This window comes from Nocardiopsis oceanisediminis (assembly GCF_048595525.1).
Lineage (GTDB): Bacteria > Actinomycetota > Actinomycetes > Streptosporangiales > Streptosporangiaceae > Nocardiopsis_A > Nocardiopsis_A oceanisediminis.
Genome location: NZ_JAFMZJ010000001.1, coordinates 4,418,542 through 4,437,453, shown reverse-complemented (window position 1 = coordinate 4,437,453; position 18,912 = coordinate 4,418,542). Strand labels below are relative to the sequence as shown.

General features: G+C 76.3%; 14 protein-coding genes. 11 read left to right on the top strand and 3 right to left on the bottom strand.

The window, feature by feature from the left end; genetic code table 11:
* Positions 1-43: 43 nt before the first annotated feature.
* Positions 44-565 (top strand): hypothetical protein, encoded by a 522-nt coding sequence (locus J0910_RS19725; RefSeq protein WP_420160021.1) that lies wholly within the window; start codon positions 44-46, stop codon positions 563-565.
* Positions 566-796: 231 nt separating this feature from the next.
* Here J0910_RS19725 and J0910_RS19720 read toward each other — a convergent pair whose 3' ends face one another.
* Positions 797-1,723: an alpha/beta fold hydrolase gene (locus J0910_RS19720; RefSeq protein WP_420162025.1), complete on the bottom strand. Its 927-nt coding sequence runs from the start codon at positions 1,721-1,723 to the stop codon at positions 797-799.
* A gap of 149 nt (positions 1,724-1,872) precedes the next feature.
* On the opposite strand from J0910_RS19720, the gene J0910_RS19715 reads away from it, so the two are divergent.
* Positions 1,873-5,631 carry a BTAD domain-containing putative transcriptional regulator gene (locus tag J0910_RS19715; RefSeq protein WP_420160020.1) on the top strand — a complete coding sequence of 1,253 codons (3,759 nt, stop codon included), beginning with the start codon at positions 1,873-1,875 and terminating at the stop codon, positions 5,629-5,631.
* Positions 5,632-6,836: 1,205 nt separating this feature from the next.
* Here J0910_RS19715 and J0910_RS19710 read toward each other — a convergent pair.
* Together J0910_RS19710 and J0910_RS19705 are read right to left on the bottom strand one after the other, a co-directional pair.
* Positions 6,837-7,460: a response regulator gene (locus J0910_RS19710; protein WP_420160019.1), complete on the bottom strand. Its 624-nt coding sequence runs from the start codon at positions 7,458-7,460 to the stop codon at positions 6,837-6,839.
* 37 nt (positions 7,461-7,497) lie between these two features.
* A complete protein-coding gene (locus tag J0910_RS19705; RefSeq protein WP_420160018.1) occupies positions 7,498-8,736 on the bottom strand; it encodes a sensor histidine kinase in 1,239 nt (412 codons plus the stop codon).
* Between the two features lie 156 nt (positions 8,737-8,892).
* Between J0910_RS19705 and J0910_RS19700 the strand changes: the two genes are divergently transcribed.
* The 9 genes from J0910_RS19700 to J0910_RS19660 all read left to right on the top strand — a co-directional run bounded on the left by J0910_RS19700 (position 8,893) and on the right by J0910_RS19660 (position 18,905).
* Complete coding sequence (locus tag J0910_RS19700; RefSeq protein WP_420160017.1) at positions 8,893-9,450, top strand: GlcG/HbpS family heme-binding protein; 558 nt, start codon at positions 8,893-8,895, stop codon at positions 9,448-9,450.
* Between the two features lie 161 nt (positions 9,451-9,611).
* A complete protein-coding gene (locus tag J0910_RS19695) occupies positions 9,612-10,226 on the top strand; it encodes an ankyrin repeat domain-containing protein (RefSeq protein WP_420160016.1) in 615 nt (204 codons plus the stop codon).
* 97 nt (positions 10,227-10,323) lie between these two features.
* Entirely contained in the window at positions 10,324-11,511 is a 1,188-nt protein-coding gene (locus J0910_RS19690; protein WP_420160015.1) for an amidohydrolase, read from the top strand.
* Positions 11,512-11,602: 91 nt separating this feature from the next.
* Positions 11,603-12,082: a helix-turn-helix transcriptional regulator gene (locus J0910_RS19685; RefSeq protein ID WP_420160014.1), complete on the top strand. Its 480-nt coding sequence runs from the start codon at positions 11,603-11,605 to the stop codon at positions 12,080-12,082.
* Positions 12,083-12,087: 5 nt separating this feature from the next.
* Entirely contained in the window at positions 12,088-12,498 is a 411-nt protein-coding gene (locus J0910_RS19680) for a VOC family protein (RefSeq protein ID WP_420160013.1), read from the top strand.
* Positions 12,499-12,607: 109 nt separating this feature from the next.
* A complete protein-coding gene (locus J0910_RS19675) occupies positions 12,608-13,078 on the top strand; it encodes a pyridoxamine 5'-phosphate oxidase family protein (RefSeq protein WP_420160012.1) in 471 nt (156 codons plus the stop codon).
* A gap of 80 nt (positions 13,079-13,158) precedes the next feature.
* Positions 13,159-15,555, top strand: coding sequence for an ATP-binding cassette domain-containing protein (locus tag J0910_RS19670; protein ID WP_420160011.1), 2,397 nt, complete (start codon positions 13,159-13,161; stop codon positions 15,553-15,555).
* Positions 15,556-15,873: 318 nt separating this feature from the next.
* On the top strand, positions 15,874-16,752 hold the full coding sequence (locus tag J0910_RS19665; protein WP_420160010.1) for a toll/interleukin-1 receptor domain-containing protein: 879 nt from the start codon (positions 15,874-15,876) through the stop codon (positions 16,750-16,752).
* On the top strand, positions 16,749-18,905 hold the full coding sequence (locus J0910_RS19660; protein WP_420160009.1) for a hypothetical protein: 2,157 nt from the start codon (positions 16,749-16,751) through the stop codon (positions 18,903-18,905). The genes J0910_RS19665 and J0910_RS19660 overlap by 4 nt, the downstream gene beginning before the upstream one ends.
* Positions 18,906-18,912 lie beyond the last annotated feature (7 nt).

The window sequence follows — 18,912 nt, the reverse complement described above, 5'->3', positions numbered from 1 at the left end:
AAGGGGATGCCCCGCCTCCCCCTCCGGTGGCAGGGTCGAGCGCGTGAGCGTCCACGACTACCTGCCCGGGAACGAGCGGTCGGCCCGGCGGCTCCTGGGCCGGCGCCTCCGAGCCGTGCTCCGCCTGCACGACCACGAGCTCGAAGAGGAGCCCCGCACCGAATACGGCGTCGTCATGCTCCTCGGCGGCGCCGGGGAGGAGTGGCTGATCGACATGGAGGAGGGCCGGGGAAACCTCATATTCATCGCCGACCCGGCGCGGGCGATGTCGGAGAGCCCCTGGTACAGCGGTTTCTCCCGGCGCACGCCCATCGCGAGCGCCGCCCCGGGCCACCCGCTGAGATCCCTGGTGACCGAACCGATCACCGGTGTCGAGGCCATCGGCCGCGAGCCGGAGGACGGCGGGGCGCCGGACCACTTCGCGATGTGCGGACTGCGGCTGACCACGAGCGGCGGAACGCAGACCTGCTTCGGCGGCTACCTCCGCGGCCCCATCGCCACCAGCGAACTGGCCTTCCTGACCCCGAGCGAAGTCGCCCCCGGACTGCGTTTCACGGCGCTGTGACCGGCGGGGCGCCCCCGGGCGGCGCGATCCCGCCGCGCCGCCGGAGGCGGCCCCGAGATCGTTGACGGGAAAGGCGGCGGGCGCGGAAGAACACCCGCCTCCCCGCCCTTCCCCCGATGATCTTGACGTTGCGGGCCCATCAGAGCGCTCTGATAGCCCCAAGATCATCGCCCGGGGGCCGCCGGGCGGGCCCGCCCCGAGTCCGGTGCGGGCCCCGCCCCCGTCACACCCTCACGAATCCCCCTCCGCCCGGCCCAGCAGGTCGCGCAGGGCCGCGGTGACCTCCGCCGGGGCCTCCTCGGGCATGAAGTGGCCGCAGGTGACGGTGCGGTGGTCCAGGTCGTCGGCCCACGCGCGCCAGACCCCCGCCGCGTCGTACCCCAGGGCCGCGCCCCAGTCCTGCTGGAGGACGGTGACCGGCATCCGCAGCCGGTTCCCGGCGCGGCGGTCCTCCTCGTCGTGGGCGATGTCCGCCCCGGCCGAGGCGCGGTAGTCGGCGACGATCGAGTCGACCGCCTCCCGGGACGCCTTCAGGTAGGCGGCCCGCACATCCGCCGGAAGAGCGGCCGGGTCGCGGGACCAGGCGTCCAGGAAGTGCCCGAAGAAGTCGTCCGGCGCGGCCGAGATCATCCGCTCCGGCAGGCCGGGCGGCTGGGCCATCAGGTACAGGTGGAACCCGACCGCCGCCGAGGCGCCCCGCATCACCTCCCACATGTCCAGGGTCGGCAGCACGTCCAGGATCGCCAGCCCGCTGACCCGGTCCGGGTGGTCCAGCCCCGCGCGGAAGGCGACCAGCGCGCCCCGGTCGTGCCCGGCCAGCGCGAACCGCTCGTGCCCGAACGCCCGCGCCAGCGCCACCGTGTCGGCCGCCATCGTCCGCTTGGAGTAGTTCTCCCCGGCCTCCGCGGGCTTGTCGCTCGCCCCGTAGCCGCGCAGGTCGGGGACGATCACGGTGTGGTCGGCCGCCAGGTCGGCGGCCACGTGCCGCCACATCAGGTGGGTCTGCGGGAAGCCGTGCAGCAGCACGATCGGACTCCCCGAGCCGCCCACCGCCGCGTTCAGCGCCACGCCGTCGGCCACCGGCACCCGCTGGTGGTCGAACCCGTCGATCCGGAGCTCCGCCCCGGTCCCCGCCCCGCTCTTCGCCTCGGTCCCCATTCCGGTCCTCTCGTCGCCGTTCGAGGTCATGCGGTGAGTCTCGGCCCGCCCGATCAGCGGCCGGTCAGCAGCGGGTCAGCGGGCGCGCCCGCCCGGCCCGCAGGGATAGATTGACCAGGGCGGAAAGGACCGAACGGGGGACGGAAGCAGTGGAGTTCGGCGTCCTCGGACCGGTGCGGGCCTCGGACGGGCGCGGCCCGGTCGCGCTCAAGGGGCCGGTGCACCGCGCGGTGCTGGCCCGCCTGCTGGCCGCCCGCGGCCGGGTGGTCCCGCTCGACCGCCTCATCGCCGACCTGTGGGAGGGCGACCCGCCCCGGAACGCGGTCGGCGCCGTCCGGACCTTCATCGCCGACCTCCGCCGCGCCCTGGAGCCCGACCGGCCGCCGCGCGCCCCCGCCCGGCTGCTGGTCACCGTCCCGCCCGGGTACGCGCTGCGCGCGCAGGCACGGGACGTCGACGCCCGCCGCTTCGAGGCCGCCGCCGACGAGGCCGGGGACCTGCTCGCCCCCGGGGCGGACGGCGCAGAGCGGGCGCTCGCACTGCTCGACGGCGCACTCCGGCTGTGGCGCGGCCCCGCCTACGCCGAGTTCGCCGACCGGGAGTGGGCGCGCGGAGAGGCCGCCCGCCTGGAAGGGCGCCGGGTGATCGCCGTGGAGCTGCGCGCCCGCGCCGCACTGGAGCTGGGCCGCGCCGAGGAGGCGGTGCCCGCCCTCCAGCAGCACACCGCCGAGCACCCGCACCGCGAGGACGGCTGGCGGCTGCTGGCCCTCGGGCTCTACCGGACCGCCGGACAGGGCGAGGCGCTCGCCGCACTGCGCCGGGCCCGCACATCCCTCGCCGACGGGCTGGGGCTGGACCCCGGCCCGCGGCTGCGCAGGCTGGAGGCCGACATCCTGGCCCAGGACCCGGCCCTGCTCCCGGCCCCGGGGGAGGAGCGGCGGGCGGCGTCCTCGGAGCCTTCGCCGGCCCCTGCGGGTGCGGCGGAGAGACCGGAGACGGCGGGGGCGGCGGGGGCGGAGCCCGCGGCAGAGGCCGAGCGGCACGCCCCGGAGCTCTTCGGCCGCGACCGCGAACTGCGCCGCCTGGAAGAGGCCGCCCGGCGCGCCCGGAACCGCAACCGCCTCGTCCCCGTCCTGGTCAGCGGGGAGGCCGGGGCGGGCAAGACCGCCCTCGCCGAGGCCCTGGCCGCGCGCCTCACGGCCCGGGACTGGGCGGCCGCGTTCGGCCCCAACCCGGAGAACACCGGCGTGCCCCCGGCATGGCCGTGGTTCCGCATCCTCGACGCCCTCCCCGGCGAGGGCACCGCCGCCACCGGGGCGGAAGAGCGCGCCGGCGGGGCCGCGCCGGAGGACGCGGCCGGCCGGCCCGGGGCTCACGCCCCCGGCGGGCCGCCCGCCCCGCAGACGGGGGGAGGCCTCCGCCCGGCCGGGCGGGACGGCGGAGGAGAGGGAGCGGAGCACTCCGCCCGGTGTCACCCGCCGGAGGCCCCCGGCATGGAGCGGGCCGGCGCCGCCGGGTCCGCCCCCGAAGCGGCGGACCGGCAGGTGCCGGACGCAGGGGGCGGCGCGGTCGGCCAGGCCGGATCGCGGGGAGCGGGGCCCGGCGGATCGGAGCGGGCGGCCTCCCCCGGAAGGGCCGGGGAAGGAGACCGCCGCACCGAAGGGGAAGGCCTCCAACGTGATCCCGCGACCGCCCCGGCCGGCCTCGGCTCCCCGGTTCCGGGGAAGGCGGGGTCCCCCTTCCGGCTCGGCCGGGCGGTCGCCGCGCGGCTGGCGGCGGCCGCCGCCCGGCGGCCGGTCCTGGTCGTCCTGGACGACCTCCAGTGGGCCGGCGAGGAGACCCTGGAAGCGCTGACCGCCCTGGTCGAGGAGGCGCCGCCGGGCCCCGTCCTGCTGCTGGCCGCGCACCGCTCCACCGGCATCCCCGCCGCGCTGACCGCCGCCCTGGGGCGCCTCGCCCGCGCCGAACCGGTCCGCGTCCACCTCGGCGGCCTCCCCGCCGGCGCCGTCGCCGACCTGGTCCGCGCCGAGGCGGGCCCGGACGCCGGACCCGAGCAGGTCCGGGCCGTCGCCCGGCGCAGCGGCGGCAACCCGTTCTTCGCCGGCGAGCTCGCCCGCCTGCTCGGCGAGGCCGGCCCCGACGCGCTCGCAGCGGTCCCCGCCGGCGTCCGCGACGTGGTCCGGCACCGGATGGCCGCCCTCCCCGAAGAGGTCCGCGCGGTGCTCGCCCGCGCCGCGGTGATCGGCCGGGAGGTCGACATCGACCTGCTCGCCGATCTGGTCGGCGAGGAACCGGCGCTCCGCGCGGCCGAGGACGCGGGCCGGGCGGGCTTCGCGGTCGAGGACGGCCCCGACCGGTTCCGCTTCGCCCACGACCTGGTGCGCGAGGCGCTCTACGAGGACGTCTCCCCGCTGCGCCGGGCCCGACTGCACCTCCAGACCGGGGAGGCGCTGGAGCGGCTGCGCCCCGGCGACCCCGCCGCCCTGGCGCACCACTTCCTCCGCGCCGCCGGACGGGACGCCGCCCCGCGCGCCGCGCGCTACGCCCGCGCCGCAGCCGAGCAGGCCGAGCGGAGGTTCGCCCCGCACGAGGCGGCCCGGCTCTGGCGGGGCGCCGAACAGGCGCTGGAGCGCTCGGACGGCCCGGCCCGGGAGCGGCTGGAGGCCGCGATGGGAGCGGCGCGGGCGCTGGCGGTCACCGGTGGCCTGGAGCGCGCCCGCGCCCAGCGGGGACGGGCGGTCGCCGCCGCCGAGCGGATCGGCGACCCGATGCTGACCGCCGAGGTCGTCGGCGCGTTCGAGGTCCCGGCGAACTGGCCGCGCAACGACGACGAGGAGCTGTCCCGCCAGGTCGTCGAGGCCGCCGAGCGGAGCGCCGCCGCGCTGCCGGAGGGGGAGCGGGCGGCCCGGAGCAGGCTGCTCAGCGCCGTCGCCATGGAGTCGCGCGGAACGGCCGGCGGACGCGGGCGGGACAACGCCCGGGAGGCCGCCCGGGAAGCGGAGGAGCTCGCCCGCGCGTGCGGCGACCCCGGGCTGCTCGCGCTCGCCCTCAACGGCCGCTTCATGCAGTCCTTCCACCGGGCGGGCCTGGCGGCGGAGCGGGCGCGAATCGGCGAGGAGCTGATGGACCTCGCCGCCCGGAGGGGCGGCGGACTGGTCCCCTTCGAGGTGCTGGGAAGGCTGGTGCTGGTCCAGGCCTGTTCGGCCCGCGCGGACTTCGCGCCGGCGGATGAGCACGCTGCGGCGGTCGATCGGCTGGCCGCCGAGCACGGGCTGCCGCTGGCCGGTGTCTTCACCGACTGGTACCGACTGCTGCGCCTGGCCGTCGCGGGGAGGACGCAGGAGGCGGAGGCGGGCTACCGCACGGCCTCCGCCCGGCTCGCCGGAAGCGGGATGGCGGGGGTGGAGAGGGGCCTGCTCCCGCTGGCCCTGCTCTGCCTGCGGCTGCAGACCGGCGGCGCCGGCGCCGCGTCGGTCGACCCGGCGGAGGACTGGGGGCCCTACCGCGCGTGGGTCGAGCCCTTGGCGGAACTGGGGAGGGGCGACCGGGAGGCGGCCCGCGCCCGGCTCCGCTCACTGCCGGAGCGGCCGCCCGCCGACCTGCTGCTGGAGGCGCTCACCTGCCTGGAGGCCCTGGCGGCGATCGAACTGGGGGAGCGGGCGGTGATGGAGCGCGCGTATGCCCGCCTGCTCCCGGCCGAAGAAGAAGTCGCGGGCGCGGGGACGGGGATGCTCACTCTTCGGCCGGTCGCCCATTACCTGGGTGACCTGGCCACTGCCCTGGGAGATGAGGACAGGGCGGTGGACCACTACCGCCAGGCCATGGCGACGGCTGAGCGGGCAGGGGCGCAGCACTGGGAGGAAGCCGCTGAACAGGCTTCACCCGGGTGCGGCGCCCCAAGGGGCTGAGGTTCAAACCGGCGGCGACGGCGGGAGGGGGACCGGCCGGTCGGTCGGGCCCGGCGCCTCGCGGGGCGAAGGTTCAAGACGGGCGGCGACGGCAGAGGTGGGGCGGGGCCGGCGCTTCACCCGGGCGCGGCGCCTCGCGAAGCGAAGGTTTAAACCAGCGGCGACGGCGGAAAGGGGACCGGCCGGTCGGTCGGGCCCGGCGCCCCACGGGGCGAAGGTCCAAGCAGGCGGCAACGGCACAGGCAGGGCCAGGGGGCGGACACTGGCCGGGCGCGGCGCCTCACAGGGCCAGGGGTCAAGCGGGCGGCGACGGCAGCGGTGGGGGCGGGGCGCAGGTCTCACCCGGGCGCGGCGTCTCGCGGGGCCAGGGTTCAAGCGGGCGGCGAGGGCGGGAGCGGGGCGGGCGCCGCCGTTCACCGGCCGGGGGCGGCGCGTGCTCCCGGCGGGAGGCGGCGGCGCCCCGGCGAAGGCAGGGTGGGCCGCCCGCCCGGGCCCACCAGGGTGGTTTTGTCCCGCACGCCGGGTTTGTGGCGGGGGGTCGGGCGGGGGTGGGGGCGCCCTGCGCACCTGTGCGGCACCCCGATTGCGTCTACCAGCGAGTAGTAAGCCCCGAGGCCCCCACCGCCCCCTCCCCGGTCACCCGGAGTGGCCAAGGCGGGCCTTCCCGGCAGGGCAAATACGACATCTCGCCCCCGCCCCTGCTCTTCTCGGGTTCCGGCCCCCTGCCTTCCGGTCCGGCGGGCGGCCCGAAGCCCTGATCACCGGCCCGGATCGGCCCCGTCCGGGCCCCTGGAGGGCCGATCCGGGCCGGGATGCGCGCCCGGGAATCACCGGGGTGCTCTCGCGGTGCGCAGGCCACCCCACCCCACCATCACCCTGCGTATTCACCCAGGTCAGGGGTGGGGGTGCGGTTTCCCCGGTGGCCGCCCCCCGGCGCCCGAGGCGACGCGGGCACGGCGACCCCGCCCCCGGCCCCGCCCCGCGAGGCGCCGCACCCGACCGACCGGCCGGTGCGGTTCCTGCCTGCGCCGTCGCCGCCGGTCTGAGCCTTCACCCCGCGAGGCGCCGCGCCCGGGCGACCACCTCTGCCCCGCCCCCACCGGCGCCGTCGCCGCCCGTCTTGACCTGCACTCCGCGAGGCGCCGCGCTTGGCCGGAGTGGCGCGGTGGGGCCGCAACGTCGCGATCGTTGGGGGAGGGCGCGGGTCAGTCCAGCCGGATCAGGGACCGGTCCACCGCCGCCCGGACCGCCGCCGTGCGGGTGTCCACGTCCAGCTTGGTGTAGATGCGGCGCAGGTGGGTCTTGACCGTGGCCTCGGTGACGAAGAGGCGTTTGGCGATCTCCTTGTTCCCCGAGCCCTCGGCCAAGAGGCGGACGATCTCCAGCTCGCGCGGGGTCAGAGCGGGCAGCGGGTCGCGGACGCGGTGCATCAGGCGGGCGGCGACCGGCGGGGAGAGGACCGTCTCGCCGCGGCCCACCTCGCGCACCGCGTCGAAGAGGCGTTCCGGCGGGCTGTCCTTGAGCAGGTAGCCGGAGGCGCCGGCGTCGATCGCGCGGATGATGTCGGTGTCGCTCTCGTAGGTGGTCAGCACCAGCACCCGGGGCGGGTCGGGCAGGGCGCGGACCCGCCGGGTGGTCTGCACGCCATCCATGTCGCCGGTGAGCCGCAGGTCCATCAGGACCACGTCGGGGCGGCGCAGCGCGATCAGCCGGACCGCGTCCGCGCCGTTGGCGGCCTCGCCGGCGATCTCGATGTCCTCCTCGTCGGCGAAGAGCGCGGTCAGGCCGGACCGCACGATCGGGTGGTCGTCCACCAGGAACAGCTTCACGCTTCCTCACCCTCGTACTGGTCCTTCGGGTGCCGCTTCATCCGTCCTCCTGCACCGGGAGGGACGCCGAGACGCCGGTGCCCTCGCCGGGGGCGCTCTCCACGGTCAGCTCGCCGCCCAGCTCCTCGGCGCGGGCGCGGGACGACGCCAGGCCGTGGCCCCGCCCGGCGCCGGGCTCCGGGGCGCCCGAGTCGAACCCGGCCCCGTCGTCGATGACGTCCAGCACCACCCGGTCACCGATCCGGGCCAGGGTGACCACCACCCTGCCCGCCCCGGAGTGCTCGCGCACGTTGGCCAGCGCCCCCTGGGCGATCCGCAGCAGGGCCGCGCGGACCCGCTGCGGGATCCCGCCGACGCCCTCCTCGCAGTGGAACCGGGCGTCGATGCCGGTCTCCGCGGACAGTGTGGAGCAGAGCCCGGCCAGCGTCTCCTCCAGCGAGTCGCGCTCCAGCGGGACCGGCCCTCTGCCCTGTACGAACGCCCGCGCCTCGGCCAGGTTCTCCCGGACGCCCTCGGCGGCCCGCCGGACCAGCATGCGGGCCCGCTCCGGGTCGGATTCCCAGGCCCGGTCGGCGGCGCGCAGCAGCATGCCGGTACTGGACAGCCCCTGGGCGACGGTGTCGTGGATCTCCCGGGCCAGCCGCTCCCGCTCCTCCAGTACCCCGGTGCGGCGGTTGGACGCGGCCAGCTCGCCGCGGGTGCGCAGCAGGTCGTCGATGGTGCGGCGGCGCCTCTCGCTCTCCCTGCGCAGCTCGACGACGGTGGCGGTGACCATCCCGGCGACCGCCGGGGGCACCAGGAAGACGCTGGGGTCGCGGACGTCGGTCAGCATCGCCCAGGCGCCGCCGGCGCCCGCGGCGAGCAGCGCCGCCACCGCGACCGCCGCGGGGGTCGGCAGCAGCCGCAGTGCCAGGAAGAGCAGCGGTATGGCGGCGAACCCGAACGAGGGGGCCATCAGCACCAGGGCGATCCAGCACACCAGCAGTGCGGCGTACCAGCCGATCAGCACCGCCCGGTGCACCGTGCCCCACAGCAGCACGCCCGCCGCGTAGAGCAGCGCGACCAGCCCGGCCAGCTCCAGCGAGGCCAGGGTGTGCGCGTCGAGTTGGTGCCGGACCACCAGCCGGGCCGCAGAGGCCGCCATCACGGTGAAGAACCCGGCGTGCATGGCGGCGTTGAGCCACGGGCTGCCCACCCGGTCGCGCCCGGCGCCGCGGTCGCGGGCCGGGGAGGCGCCCGCCCCGGGCGCGGAATCCGTCGGAGACACCCTCCCCATCCTGCCCACGCCTCCCAGTATCGGCGTCGTCCGATCGGATGACGAGCGGACTCCTCCGTTCGGGGCGGCGGGCTGCTCCGTTCGCCCGCTGCCGCGGGGCCGTTCCGGAGGGAGTCTTGGGGGTGTCGCAAGGATGACCGGAACGGAGAAGACGACATGAAGCGCAACCACCTCATCGCCACCGTCGCGGGCGGCGCCGCCGGCCTGGCCGTCGTCGGCGGGATCGTCGCCACCGCGCTGCCCGAGGGCGCGCCGGGCGCCCCCGCCGCCGCGGTGGCCGACGCCGCCGCGCAGGCCGTGGAGCAGCGCGACGTGCTGACCGGCGAGGCGCTGTCCGCGGCCGCCGAGGCGGGCCTGGCCGAGGCGCGCGAGCAGGAGCAGCAGGTCAGCATCGCCATCGTGGACCGCTCGGGCTCGGTGCGGATGGTGCTCAAGACCGAGAACGCCGGGCCGCAGACCCAGGAGTCGGCCGAGCAGAAGGCCTACACCGCCGTCGCGATGGGGCAGCCCACCGGCAAGCTCACCGAGGGCGCCACCGGCGACGGCCCCACCATCGCCGACCTGCCCGGCACCCTGTTCCTGCCGGGCGGCGTGCCGGTGGCCTCCGGCGGCGCCCCGATCGCCGGCATCGGCGTGGGCGGCGCCCCCGACGGCTCGATCGACGAGGAGATCGCCGAGGCCGCGCTGGAGGCGCTGGAGAACTTCGAGGGCTGACCGGCCCGGAGCGGAGCGGAATCGGGGGAAGGGGGAGCCGGATGGGGCTGGGCGGGGCCCGGACGGTCCGGCGGCGTAGCCTGCTGCTGCTCGCCGCCGGTCTGATCGCGGCCGGATGCGGTGCCGGACGGGGAACCGAGCGCGAAGGGGAGGGCGGGGGCATGGCCCGGAGCACGGCGGACGAGGCGCTGCTCGGCGCGGCGCGGGACGGCGACGCGGAGGCGGTCGCGGACGCGCTCGCCGGCGGCGCCCGGATCGAGGCGCGGGACGGGGAGGAACGCACCGCGCTGCTGCTGGCCGCCGACGGCGACCGCGTCGAGGCGGCCCGGACGCTGGTCGGGGCGGGGGCGGACGTGAACGCGGTGGACCGGAGGAGCGACACCCCGTTCCTGGTCACCGGCGTCACCGGCAGCACGGCGATGCTGGACGTGCTGCTGGAGGCCGACCCCGGCCCGGACACCGCGCTGACCAACCGGTTCGGCGGCACCGCCGTCATCCCGGCCTGCGAGCGCGGCCACGCCGGCTACGTCCGGGAGGTGCTGCGCCGCACCGACGTCGACGTGGACCACGTCAACGACCTCGGCTGGACCGGCCTGCTGGAGGCGGTGATCCTCGGCGACGGCGGCCCCGACCACCAGGAGGTGGTGCGGGTGCTGCTGGACGCCGGAGCCGACCCCGGCCTGGCCGACCGGGACGGGGTGACCCCGCTGGGCCACGCCGAGTCCTCCGGGGCCGACGAGATCGCCCGGATCCTCCGCGACGCCGGCGCGAAGTGAGGACCCACCCCCAAGGCGTCGACCTCGGCGCCGCCGTCCCGACCGGCCTTGAGACGGCGGCGGCGCCGAGACCGACGCCGATTCACGGAAGGAACCGATGAACGACCTGCTGCTCCGCCGCGCCCATCTGTGGGGGCGCGACGGCCTCGCCGACGTGCTGGTCCGGGACGGGCGGATCGCCCGGGTCTCCGACGAGGGACGGGTGGCGGACGCCGCCGCGCACACCGAGGACATCGCCGGCCGACTGGTGGTGCCCGGGTTCGTCGACGGCCACGCCCACGTGGACAAGACGCTGTGGGGCGGGCCGTGGGTGCCCAACGCGGCTGCCCCCGGGCTGGCCGGGCGGATCGCGCACGGCCGCGGCAGGCGCGCCGAGGCGGGCGTCCCCGACCCGGACAAGATCGCCGCGCTGCTCCGCAACATGGTGGCGCTGGGCACCGTGCACACCCGCTCGCACGTGGACGTCGACCCCGGGCTGGGGCTGGACGCGGTGGAGGCGGTGCGCGAAGCGCTGCGCCGACTGGACGGCCGGATCACCGCGGATCTAGTGGCCTTCCCGCAGACCGGGCTGCTGACCAGCCCCGGCACCGAGCGGCTGATGGAGCAGGCGCTCAGGGAGGGGGTGGAGACCGTCGGCGGCATCGACCCGGCGGGGCTGGACCGCGACCCGGTGCGCCACCTCGACACCGTCTTCGGCCTGGCCGAGCGGCACGGTGCCGGGGTCGACGTGCACCTGCACGACCGGGGCACGCTGGGAGCCTGGGAGTACGAGCTGATCATCGAGCGGGCCCGGGTGACCGGACTGGCCGGTCGGGTCACCATCAGCCACGGCTTCGCGCTCTCCGACGCCGAACCGGAGGTGCGCACCCGGCTCATCGACGGGCTGGCCGGCGCCGGGATCGGCCTGGCCACCATCGCCCCCGCCGGGCGGCTGCTGCCCCTGGCCGACCTGCGCGCCGCCGGGGTCCCGGTGGCGCTGGGCAACGACGGCGTGCGCGACCTGTGGAGCCCCTACGGCACCGGCGACGTCCTGGAGCGCGCGCTGCGCCAGGCGCAGGGCGGCGGCGCGGTGCGCGACGAGGACATCGAGCAGGCGCTGCACGCCGCCACTTACGGCGGCGCCCGGGTGGTCGGCTTCGAGGGCCTGGGCCTGGCCGAGGGCGACCGCGCCGACCTGGTGGTGATCGACGTCCGCAACGCCGCCGAGGCGGTCGCCGCCTGCCCGCCCCGGGACCTGGTGGTGAAGGCCGGCCGGGTGGTCGCCCGCCGCGGCGAGATCGTCTGACCCCGGCCGCCCCCGCAAGGCGCCGATCTCGGCGCCGCCGCCGTCTCGACCGGCTTCGAGGCGGCGACGGCGCCGGGGGCGGCGCTGGGCGATGTCGGCGGGGCATGGCACGATCAGGCAGGTGAGCGGTGAAACCGACAGGGAACGACAACTGCGCGACCTCGCCTTGCTGCGCCGGGTCCGGGACCGGATCGACCGGGAGTACGCGCAGCCGCTGGACGTCGAGGCGCTCGCCCGCGGCGCGAACATGTCGGCCGGCCACCTCAGCCGGCGGTTCAAGCGCGCCTACGGCGAATCGCCCTACTCCTACCTGATGACGCGGCGGATCGAGCGCGCGATGGCGCTGCTGCGCCGCGGCGACATGAGCGTCACCGAGGTCTGCTTCGCGGTCGGCTGCTCGTCGCTGGGCACCTTCAGCACCCGCTTCACCGAGCTGGTCGGCGTGCCGCCCAGCACCTACCGGCGGGAGGAATCGCGCGCCACCGAGGGGATGCCGGCCTGCGTGGCGAAGCAGGTGACCAGACCGGTCAGGAATCGAGAAGCGCGCGGCACCGGCGCGAAACTAGTCTGACCGGCATGGACATCAGCATTCACGCCAGTTTCCTTCCGCACGACGACCCGGAGGCCTCGCTGGCCTTCTACCGGGACGGCCTCGGCTTCGAGGTCCGCGGCGACGTCGGCAGGGGCAAGAAGCGCTGGATCACGGTCGGCCCCGCCGACCAGCCCGGCACCTCCATCGTCCTTGACCCGCCGTCGGCCAACCCCGGCCTCACCGAGGAGGAGCGGCGCACCGTCGCCGAGATGATGGCCAAGGGCACCTACGCGAGCCTGCTGCTGGCCACCCCGGACCTGGACGGCACCTTCGACCGGCTGCAGGCCACCGGCGCCGAGGTCGTCCAGGAGCCGATCGACCAGCCCTACGGCGTCCGCGACTGCGCCTTCCGCGACCCCGCGGGCAACCTGATCCGGATCCAAGAACGCGGCTGAACCGCCGGCGCCCGCGACCCGCGCGGGCCGCGCCCCGGCACGGCCCGCACCCGTCGGCGGACCGCCCGCCGTCCCCTGCCCGACACCGTCCCCGAGGAGAACCGCGCCGATGGCGGCCGACCCCCAGCCCCTGCCCGCGCCCCGCCCCGGCGCCCGGCGCCGCCGCGACACCGAGCACCGGCTCGGCGGCGACACCGACGCCTGGGTGGCCACCGCCTCCCCCGAGGGCGTACCGCACCTGGTGCCGCTCTCCTTCGACTGGGACGGGGAGGCGCTGCTGGTGTCCACCCCGGCGGACAGCCCGACCGGTAGGAACATGGCCGCCACCCGGGCGGCCCGGGTGGGGCTGGGCCACACCCGCGACGTGACCATGGTCGAGGGCGGCGTCGAGGTCATCGGGATGGGCGAGCTGCCGAAGGACCGGGCCGACCGGTTCGCCGAGCGGGCCGGCTTCGACCCGCGCGCCGGGGAGGGGGCCTACCTGTGGTTCCGCATCACCCCGCGCCGCATCCAGGCCTGGCGCGAGGTGAACGAGATGGCCGGGCGCGAGCTGATGCGCGGCGGCCGCTGGTCGGTCTGACGCCCCGCCTCGGCAGCCCGGGGCGGACCGGACCAGGGGCCGCGCAGGCGGCCCGCCCCACGGATGGAGAGACGGAGAACATGGCCGACAGGACCGACGGGCAGGCGCCCGCGCCGCACGTGGCCGACAGCCACGACATGATCCGCGTGTACGGCGCGCGGGAGAACAACCTCAAGGACGTCGGCATCGAGATCCCGAAGCGCCGGCTGACGGTGTTCACCGGCGTGTCCGGTTCGGGGAAGACCTCGCTGGTGTTCAACACGATCGCCGCCGAGTCCCAGCGGCTGATCAACGAGACCTACAGCGCCTTCGTACAGGGCTTCATGCCGTCGATGGCGCGGCCCGAGGTCGACGTCCTGGACGGGCTGACCACCGCGATCATCGTCGACCAGCAGCGGATGGGCGCCGACCCCCGGTCCACGGTCGGCACCGCCACCGACGTCAACGCGATGCTGCGGATCCTGTTCAGCCGGCTCGGCGACCCGCACATCGGCCCGCCGCACGCGTTCTCCTTCAACACCGCCTCGGTCCGGGCGAGCGGCGCGATCACCGTCGAGCGCGGCGCCAAGAAGGCGGTCAAGCAGACGTTCAGCCGCACCGGCGGCATGTGCACCGAGTGCGAGGGCCGGGGCTCCGTCACCGACTTCGACCTCACCCGGCTCTACGACGACTCCAAGTCGATCAGCGAGGGCGCGTTCACCATCCCCGGGTGGAAGTCGGACAGCTGGTGGACGGTGCGTACCTACGCCGCGTCGGGCCTCCTCGACCCGGACAAGCCGATCCGCGACTTCACCGAGCGGGAGATGCGCGACTTCCTCCACCACGAGCCGGTCAAGGTGAAGGTGGAGGGCTCCACCCTCACCTACGAGGGGCTGATCCCCAGGATCCGGAAGTCGTTCCTGTCCAAGGACCGGGAGGCGATGCAGCCACACATCCGGGCCTTCGTGGACCAGGCTGTGACCTTCACCGCCTGCCCGGCGTGCGAGGGGACCCGGCTCAGCGAGGCGGCCCGGTCCTCCAAGATCGCGGGGAAGAGCATCGCGGACGCGTGCGCGATGCAGATCAGCGACCTGGCCGAGTGGGTCCGCGGCCTGGACGAGCCGTCCGTGGCGCCGCTCCTGGCCAACCTGCAGCGGACCCTCGACTCGTTCACCGAGATCGGACTGGGCTACCTCTCGCTCGACCGGCCGGCGGGCACGCTCTCCGGCGGCGAGGCGCAGCGCACCAAGATGATCCGCCACCTCGGCTCCTCGCTCACCGACGCCACCTACGTCTTCGACGAGCCCACCACCGGCCTGCACCCGCACGACATCCAGCGGATGAACGACCTGCTGCTGCGGCTGCGCGACAAGGGCAACACGGTGCTGGTGGTGGAGCACGAGCCGGAGACGATCGCCATCGCCGACCACGTGGTCGACCTCGGCCCCGGCGCCGGCACGGAGGGCGGCACCGTCTGCTACGAGGGCACCGTCCAGGGGCTGCGGTCCTCCGGCACCGTCACCGGCCGCCACCTCGACGACCGGGCCGCCCTCAAGGAGGAGGTGCGCACGCCCGCCGGGGCCCTGGAGATCCGCGGCGCGAACGCGCACAACCTGCGCGACGTCGACGTGGACGTCCCGCTGGGGGTGCTCACCGTCGTCACCGGCGTCGCCGGCTCCGGCAAGAGCTCGCTGGTGCACGAGTCGCTGCGCCGCGAGGCGGGGGAGGGCGCCGGCGTCGTCTCGATCGACCAGAGCCCGATCCGCGGTTCGCGGCGGAGCAACCCGGCGACCTACACCGGGCTGCTCGACCCGGTCCGCAAGGCGTTCGCGAAGGCCAACGGCGTGAAGCCGGCGCTGTTCAGCGCCAACTCCGAGGGCGCCTGCCCGGTCTGCAACGGCGCCGGCGTGGTCTACACGGACCTGGCGGTGATGGTCAGCGTCGCGAGCACCTGCGAGGAGTGCGAGGGGCGGCGCTACCAGGCGTCGGTGCTGGAGTACCGCCTCGGCGGCCGCGACATCGGCGAAGTGCTGGCGATGTCGGTGGCCGAGGCGGAGGAGTTCTTCGGCTCCGGCGAGGCGCGCACGCCGGCGGCGCACGCCGTCCTCACCCGCCTGTCCGACGTCGGTCTCGGCTACCTCCGCCTCGGCCAGCCGCTCACCACGCTCTCCGGCGGCGAGCGGCAGCGGCTCAAACTGGCCGTGCACATGGCCGAGGACGGCGGCGTCTACGTCCTCGACGAGCCCACCACGGGCCTGCACCTCGCCGACGTCGAGCAGCTCCTCGCCCTGCTCGACCGGCTGGTCGACTCCGGCAAGTCGGTCATCGTCATCGAGCACCACCAGGCGGTCATGGCGCACGCCGACTGGATCATCGACCTCGGCCCCGGCGCCGGCCACGACGGCGGCCGCGTCGTCTTCGAGGGCACCCCCGCCGCCCTCGCCGCGGACCGCACCACCCTCACCGGCCGGCACCTCGCGGCCTATATCGGCGGCTGAACCGGCGGCCGGGCCCCTCCCCGGCCGCCGGTCTCCCGGCGGTCCGGGCCGGCCCGCCGGGCTCCGCCCCGCCCGCCTCCGCGCGCTCGCGCGAATCAAGATGAAAGAACGCGATCCGGCATGATCCGGGCAGTCCCTGTTCTGCGCCGGCCACCGCCGTTTCCCGTTTCCTGTTGCGGAGGGATCGGGAAAATCCTCCGTTTTCACTGTCTTCTCCCGCTGCTCGAGGAAGAATTCAATCGGGCCGGTCCGAACGGCCTCGCCGTTCCTCCGGAACCGCTCCCCCTGCCCTGAGACGACAGACGAGGAGAAAACGGTTTGAACAGCGTTTTCGTCAATTACCGATCCAGCGATGAGGAGGCGAGCGCGACACTCGTCGAACGGGAGCTCTCCGCCCGCTTCGGGGCGGACGAGATCTTCCGCGCCAGCAAGTCGATCCGCCCGGGAGAGGACTTCGAGCGGGCCCTGCTGCGTGCCGTGCACCGCTGCGACCTGCTCCTCGCGGTCATCGGGCCGCGCTGGCTGGACGCCCCCGGCAGGGAGGGCGGCAGGGCGCTGGACGATCCGGACGACTGGACGCGCCGGGAGATCGCCGAGGCCTTCGCCTACGGGATCACCGTGGTCCCGGTCCTCGTCGGCAGCGCCGGGCGGCTGCCCGAGGGGGCGCTCCCCGAGGACATCGCCGCCCTGGGCCGCTGCCAGTACCGCAGGCTCAACCACCGCAACGCCGAAGCCGACATCGGGCGGCTCGCGGAGACCGTCGCCGAGCTGGTGCCAGGCCTGGCCCGCCGGGCGCCCGCCGGGGAGGAGAAGGCGGACGGCGCCCGGGTGCGGAACACGGTCGGCGGGCGGGCGCACGCCGTCAGCCAGGCGCACACCGTCAACGAGTACCGGCGGGGCGGAATCGGCCAGGCGGCGGCCGACGGGGGGACGGTCATCGGCAGCTCCCACGGCCCGGTGCACACCGGAACCGGCGACCAGGTCAACGGCGCGCAGATCGGCACCCAGATCCAGGGCGACCAGGTGGGGACCCGGATCGGTACCCAGATCCAGGGCGACCAGGTGAACGGGCCCCAGGTCAACGGGCCGCAGTTCAACGGCGACGGGGTGAACTACGTGGCCGGCGACAACAAGGACGGCGGCCGGCTCGGCGTGGACGTGCACGGCCGGAAGGGCGCCCGGGAGCAGGGCGAATGAGCGCGGTCGAGGAGACCGCGGAGACCGGGCCCGCCGCGGCCGCGGACCCGCTGCCCCCCGCCCCGCCGGCCCCGGAACCGGAGCCGGACCCCCCGCCCCCGGCGACCGCGATCGGCGCCTCCGCCGGGCCCGCACACCACGGCAGCGGCACCCAGGTGAACACCTTCTACTCCTCCCTCGTCGCCTCCCCGCTCGTCGCGGACAGCGCCTTCCACCTGGACGGCAGCGGGCGGCTGACGCGCCGCTCGCCCCGCCTGATCACCGACGACCAGGCGGCGGCCCTCTCCCGCCAGTTCGTCGCCGGCCCCGGCTACCAGGAGGCGAAGCGGCTGCTCGGCTCACCCGGGCGCACCGCGATCCTCTGCGCCGAGGCCGGGTGCGGGCGGCGCAGCACCGCGCTCATGCTGCTCGACGCCATGGGCGACGGCCGCGGCCGGCTCCGCGAACTCCCCGAGGGCGACCCCGGGGAGGCGGACGCCCCGCCCGTCCTGAACGAGCGGGACCTGCAGCCGGGCGACCGGGTCCTGGTCGACCTGACCGGGGACGACCGCGGGCTGTTCGGCGAGGTCAGGGCGGGCCTGGAAAGCTACCGGCACGCGGTCCAGGAGCACGGCGCCCACCTCGTCCTGGTCATCCGGCAGGAGGAGAAGAGCGCGCTGGGGCAGGAGTTCGCCCGGTTCCTGGTCGACCTCGGGCGGCCCGACGGGGCGCTGGTCCTCCAGCGCCACCTGAGGTCGCGCGGGGTCGCCTACTCCGAGCAGGAGGCGCGGGACGGCGGAGCCCTGGAATGGGCCGCCACGGCCGGGATGGGCGAGATCGCCGAGCTGGCCAGGCTGGTGCAGGCGGTGGGGCGGGAGAGGCCCGGCGCCCCGCTCCGGGAGCGGCTGGGCACCGCCCTGGAGGCGCTGGCCGACCGGGGAGAGGAGGCCGGAGAGCAGATCGCCGGGCTCCCCGAGACCTGGCAGAGGACGGTCCTGCTGGCCGCGGCGATGCTCGACGGGTTCCGGGCGGAGGCGGTGGCCGACGCCGCGCGCGCCCTGTTCGCCCGGCTGGACGCGCCGGAGCCGGAGCGGCCCCGGTTGGAGCGGACCGGCTTCCGGACCCTGCTGCGCCGGCTGGAGGTGACCGTCGGCGAGGACCACGCGGTCGCCTTCCAGCGGTTCGGCCTGGCGGAAGCGGTCTGCGACCGGTTCTGGGACGAGTACCCCGACCTGGTCGGCGAGTTCCGCGCCTGGATCGACGGCCTGATCGCCGCCCCCTCGACCACGGGGAGCGAGCGCGACGCCCTCGCCCGGCGCTTCGTCCGCCAGTGCCTGCGCACCGACCGCACCGAGGAGCTGTTCGGCCGGGTCTGGGAGTGGGGCAGGCGCTCGGAGACCGCGCCGCAGGCCGCCTACGCCCTGACCGAGGCGCACGACCGCGGCGGCGCCGTCGCGCGGCGGACGCGCCGCCGGATCTACCGCTGGGCCGGTACCCCCGGCCTGCCGTCCCCGCTGGCCCAGGTGCTCATCGCGGTCTGCTGCGGCACCGTCGCCGAGACCTGGCCGGAGGAGGCGGTGGTGCGCCTGCAGCGCCTGGCCCGGCACGGCGACCCCGCGGTCCGGCGGGCCGCGGCGGACGGGCTGCTCGCCCTCGCCGACGGCCCCGAGCGCCTCCGCCACCTGACCCACCGGGTGCGCTGGGTGCTGGAGAACCGGTCCCGGCCGCGCCCGCAGGACCTGGCGGTGGCGGCGCTGCTCACCGACCCGGGCCGGCTGGAGGGGCCCGGTGCGGAGCGCCACCCGCTGCGCGACCCGGAGGCCCGGGAGGACGCCGCCGCGATCATCGGCGTGCTGATCCGGGAGGGCGGGGCGGCCGGGGCCGAGCCGCTCGACCCCGCCGCCGACCCGCGCACCGCGGCCGAGCGGTGGATCGGCGCCTGCGCGGCGGAGTGGACCCCGCCCGGCCTGCCGATGCTCCTGGCGCGCGGCGCGCACCGGGCCGGCTCGGCGGGCCGGCTGTACGGGATCGCCCGGCGCCGGCTGCTGGCCGCCTCCGGCGATGAGGGCGAGGCGCTGCGGAGCGCGGCGGGCGAGCTGGTCCGGATGCTCGACGAGGTGCAGGGGCTGCTGCCGGCCGCGGAACCGGCCGCCGGAACCCGAGCGGAGTGGTGAGTCGACG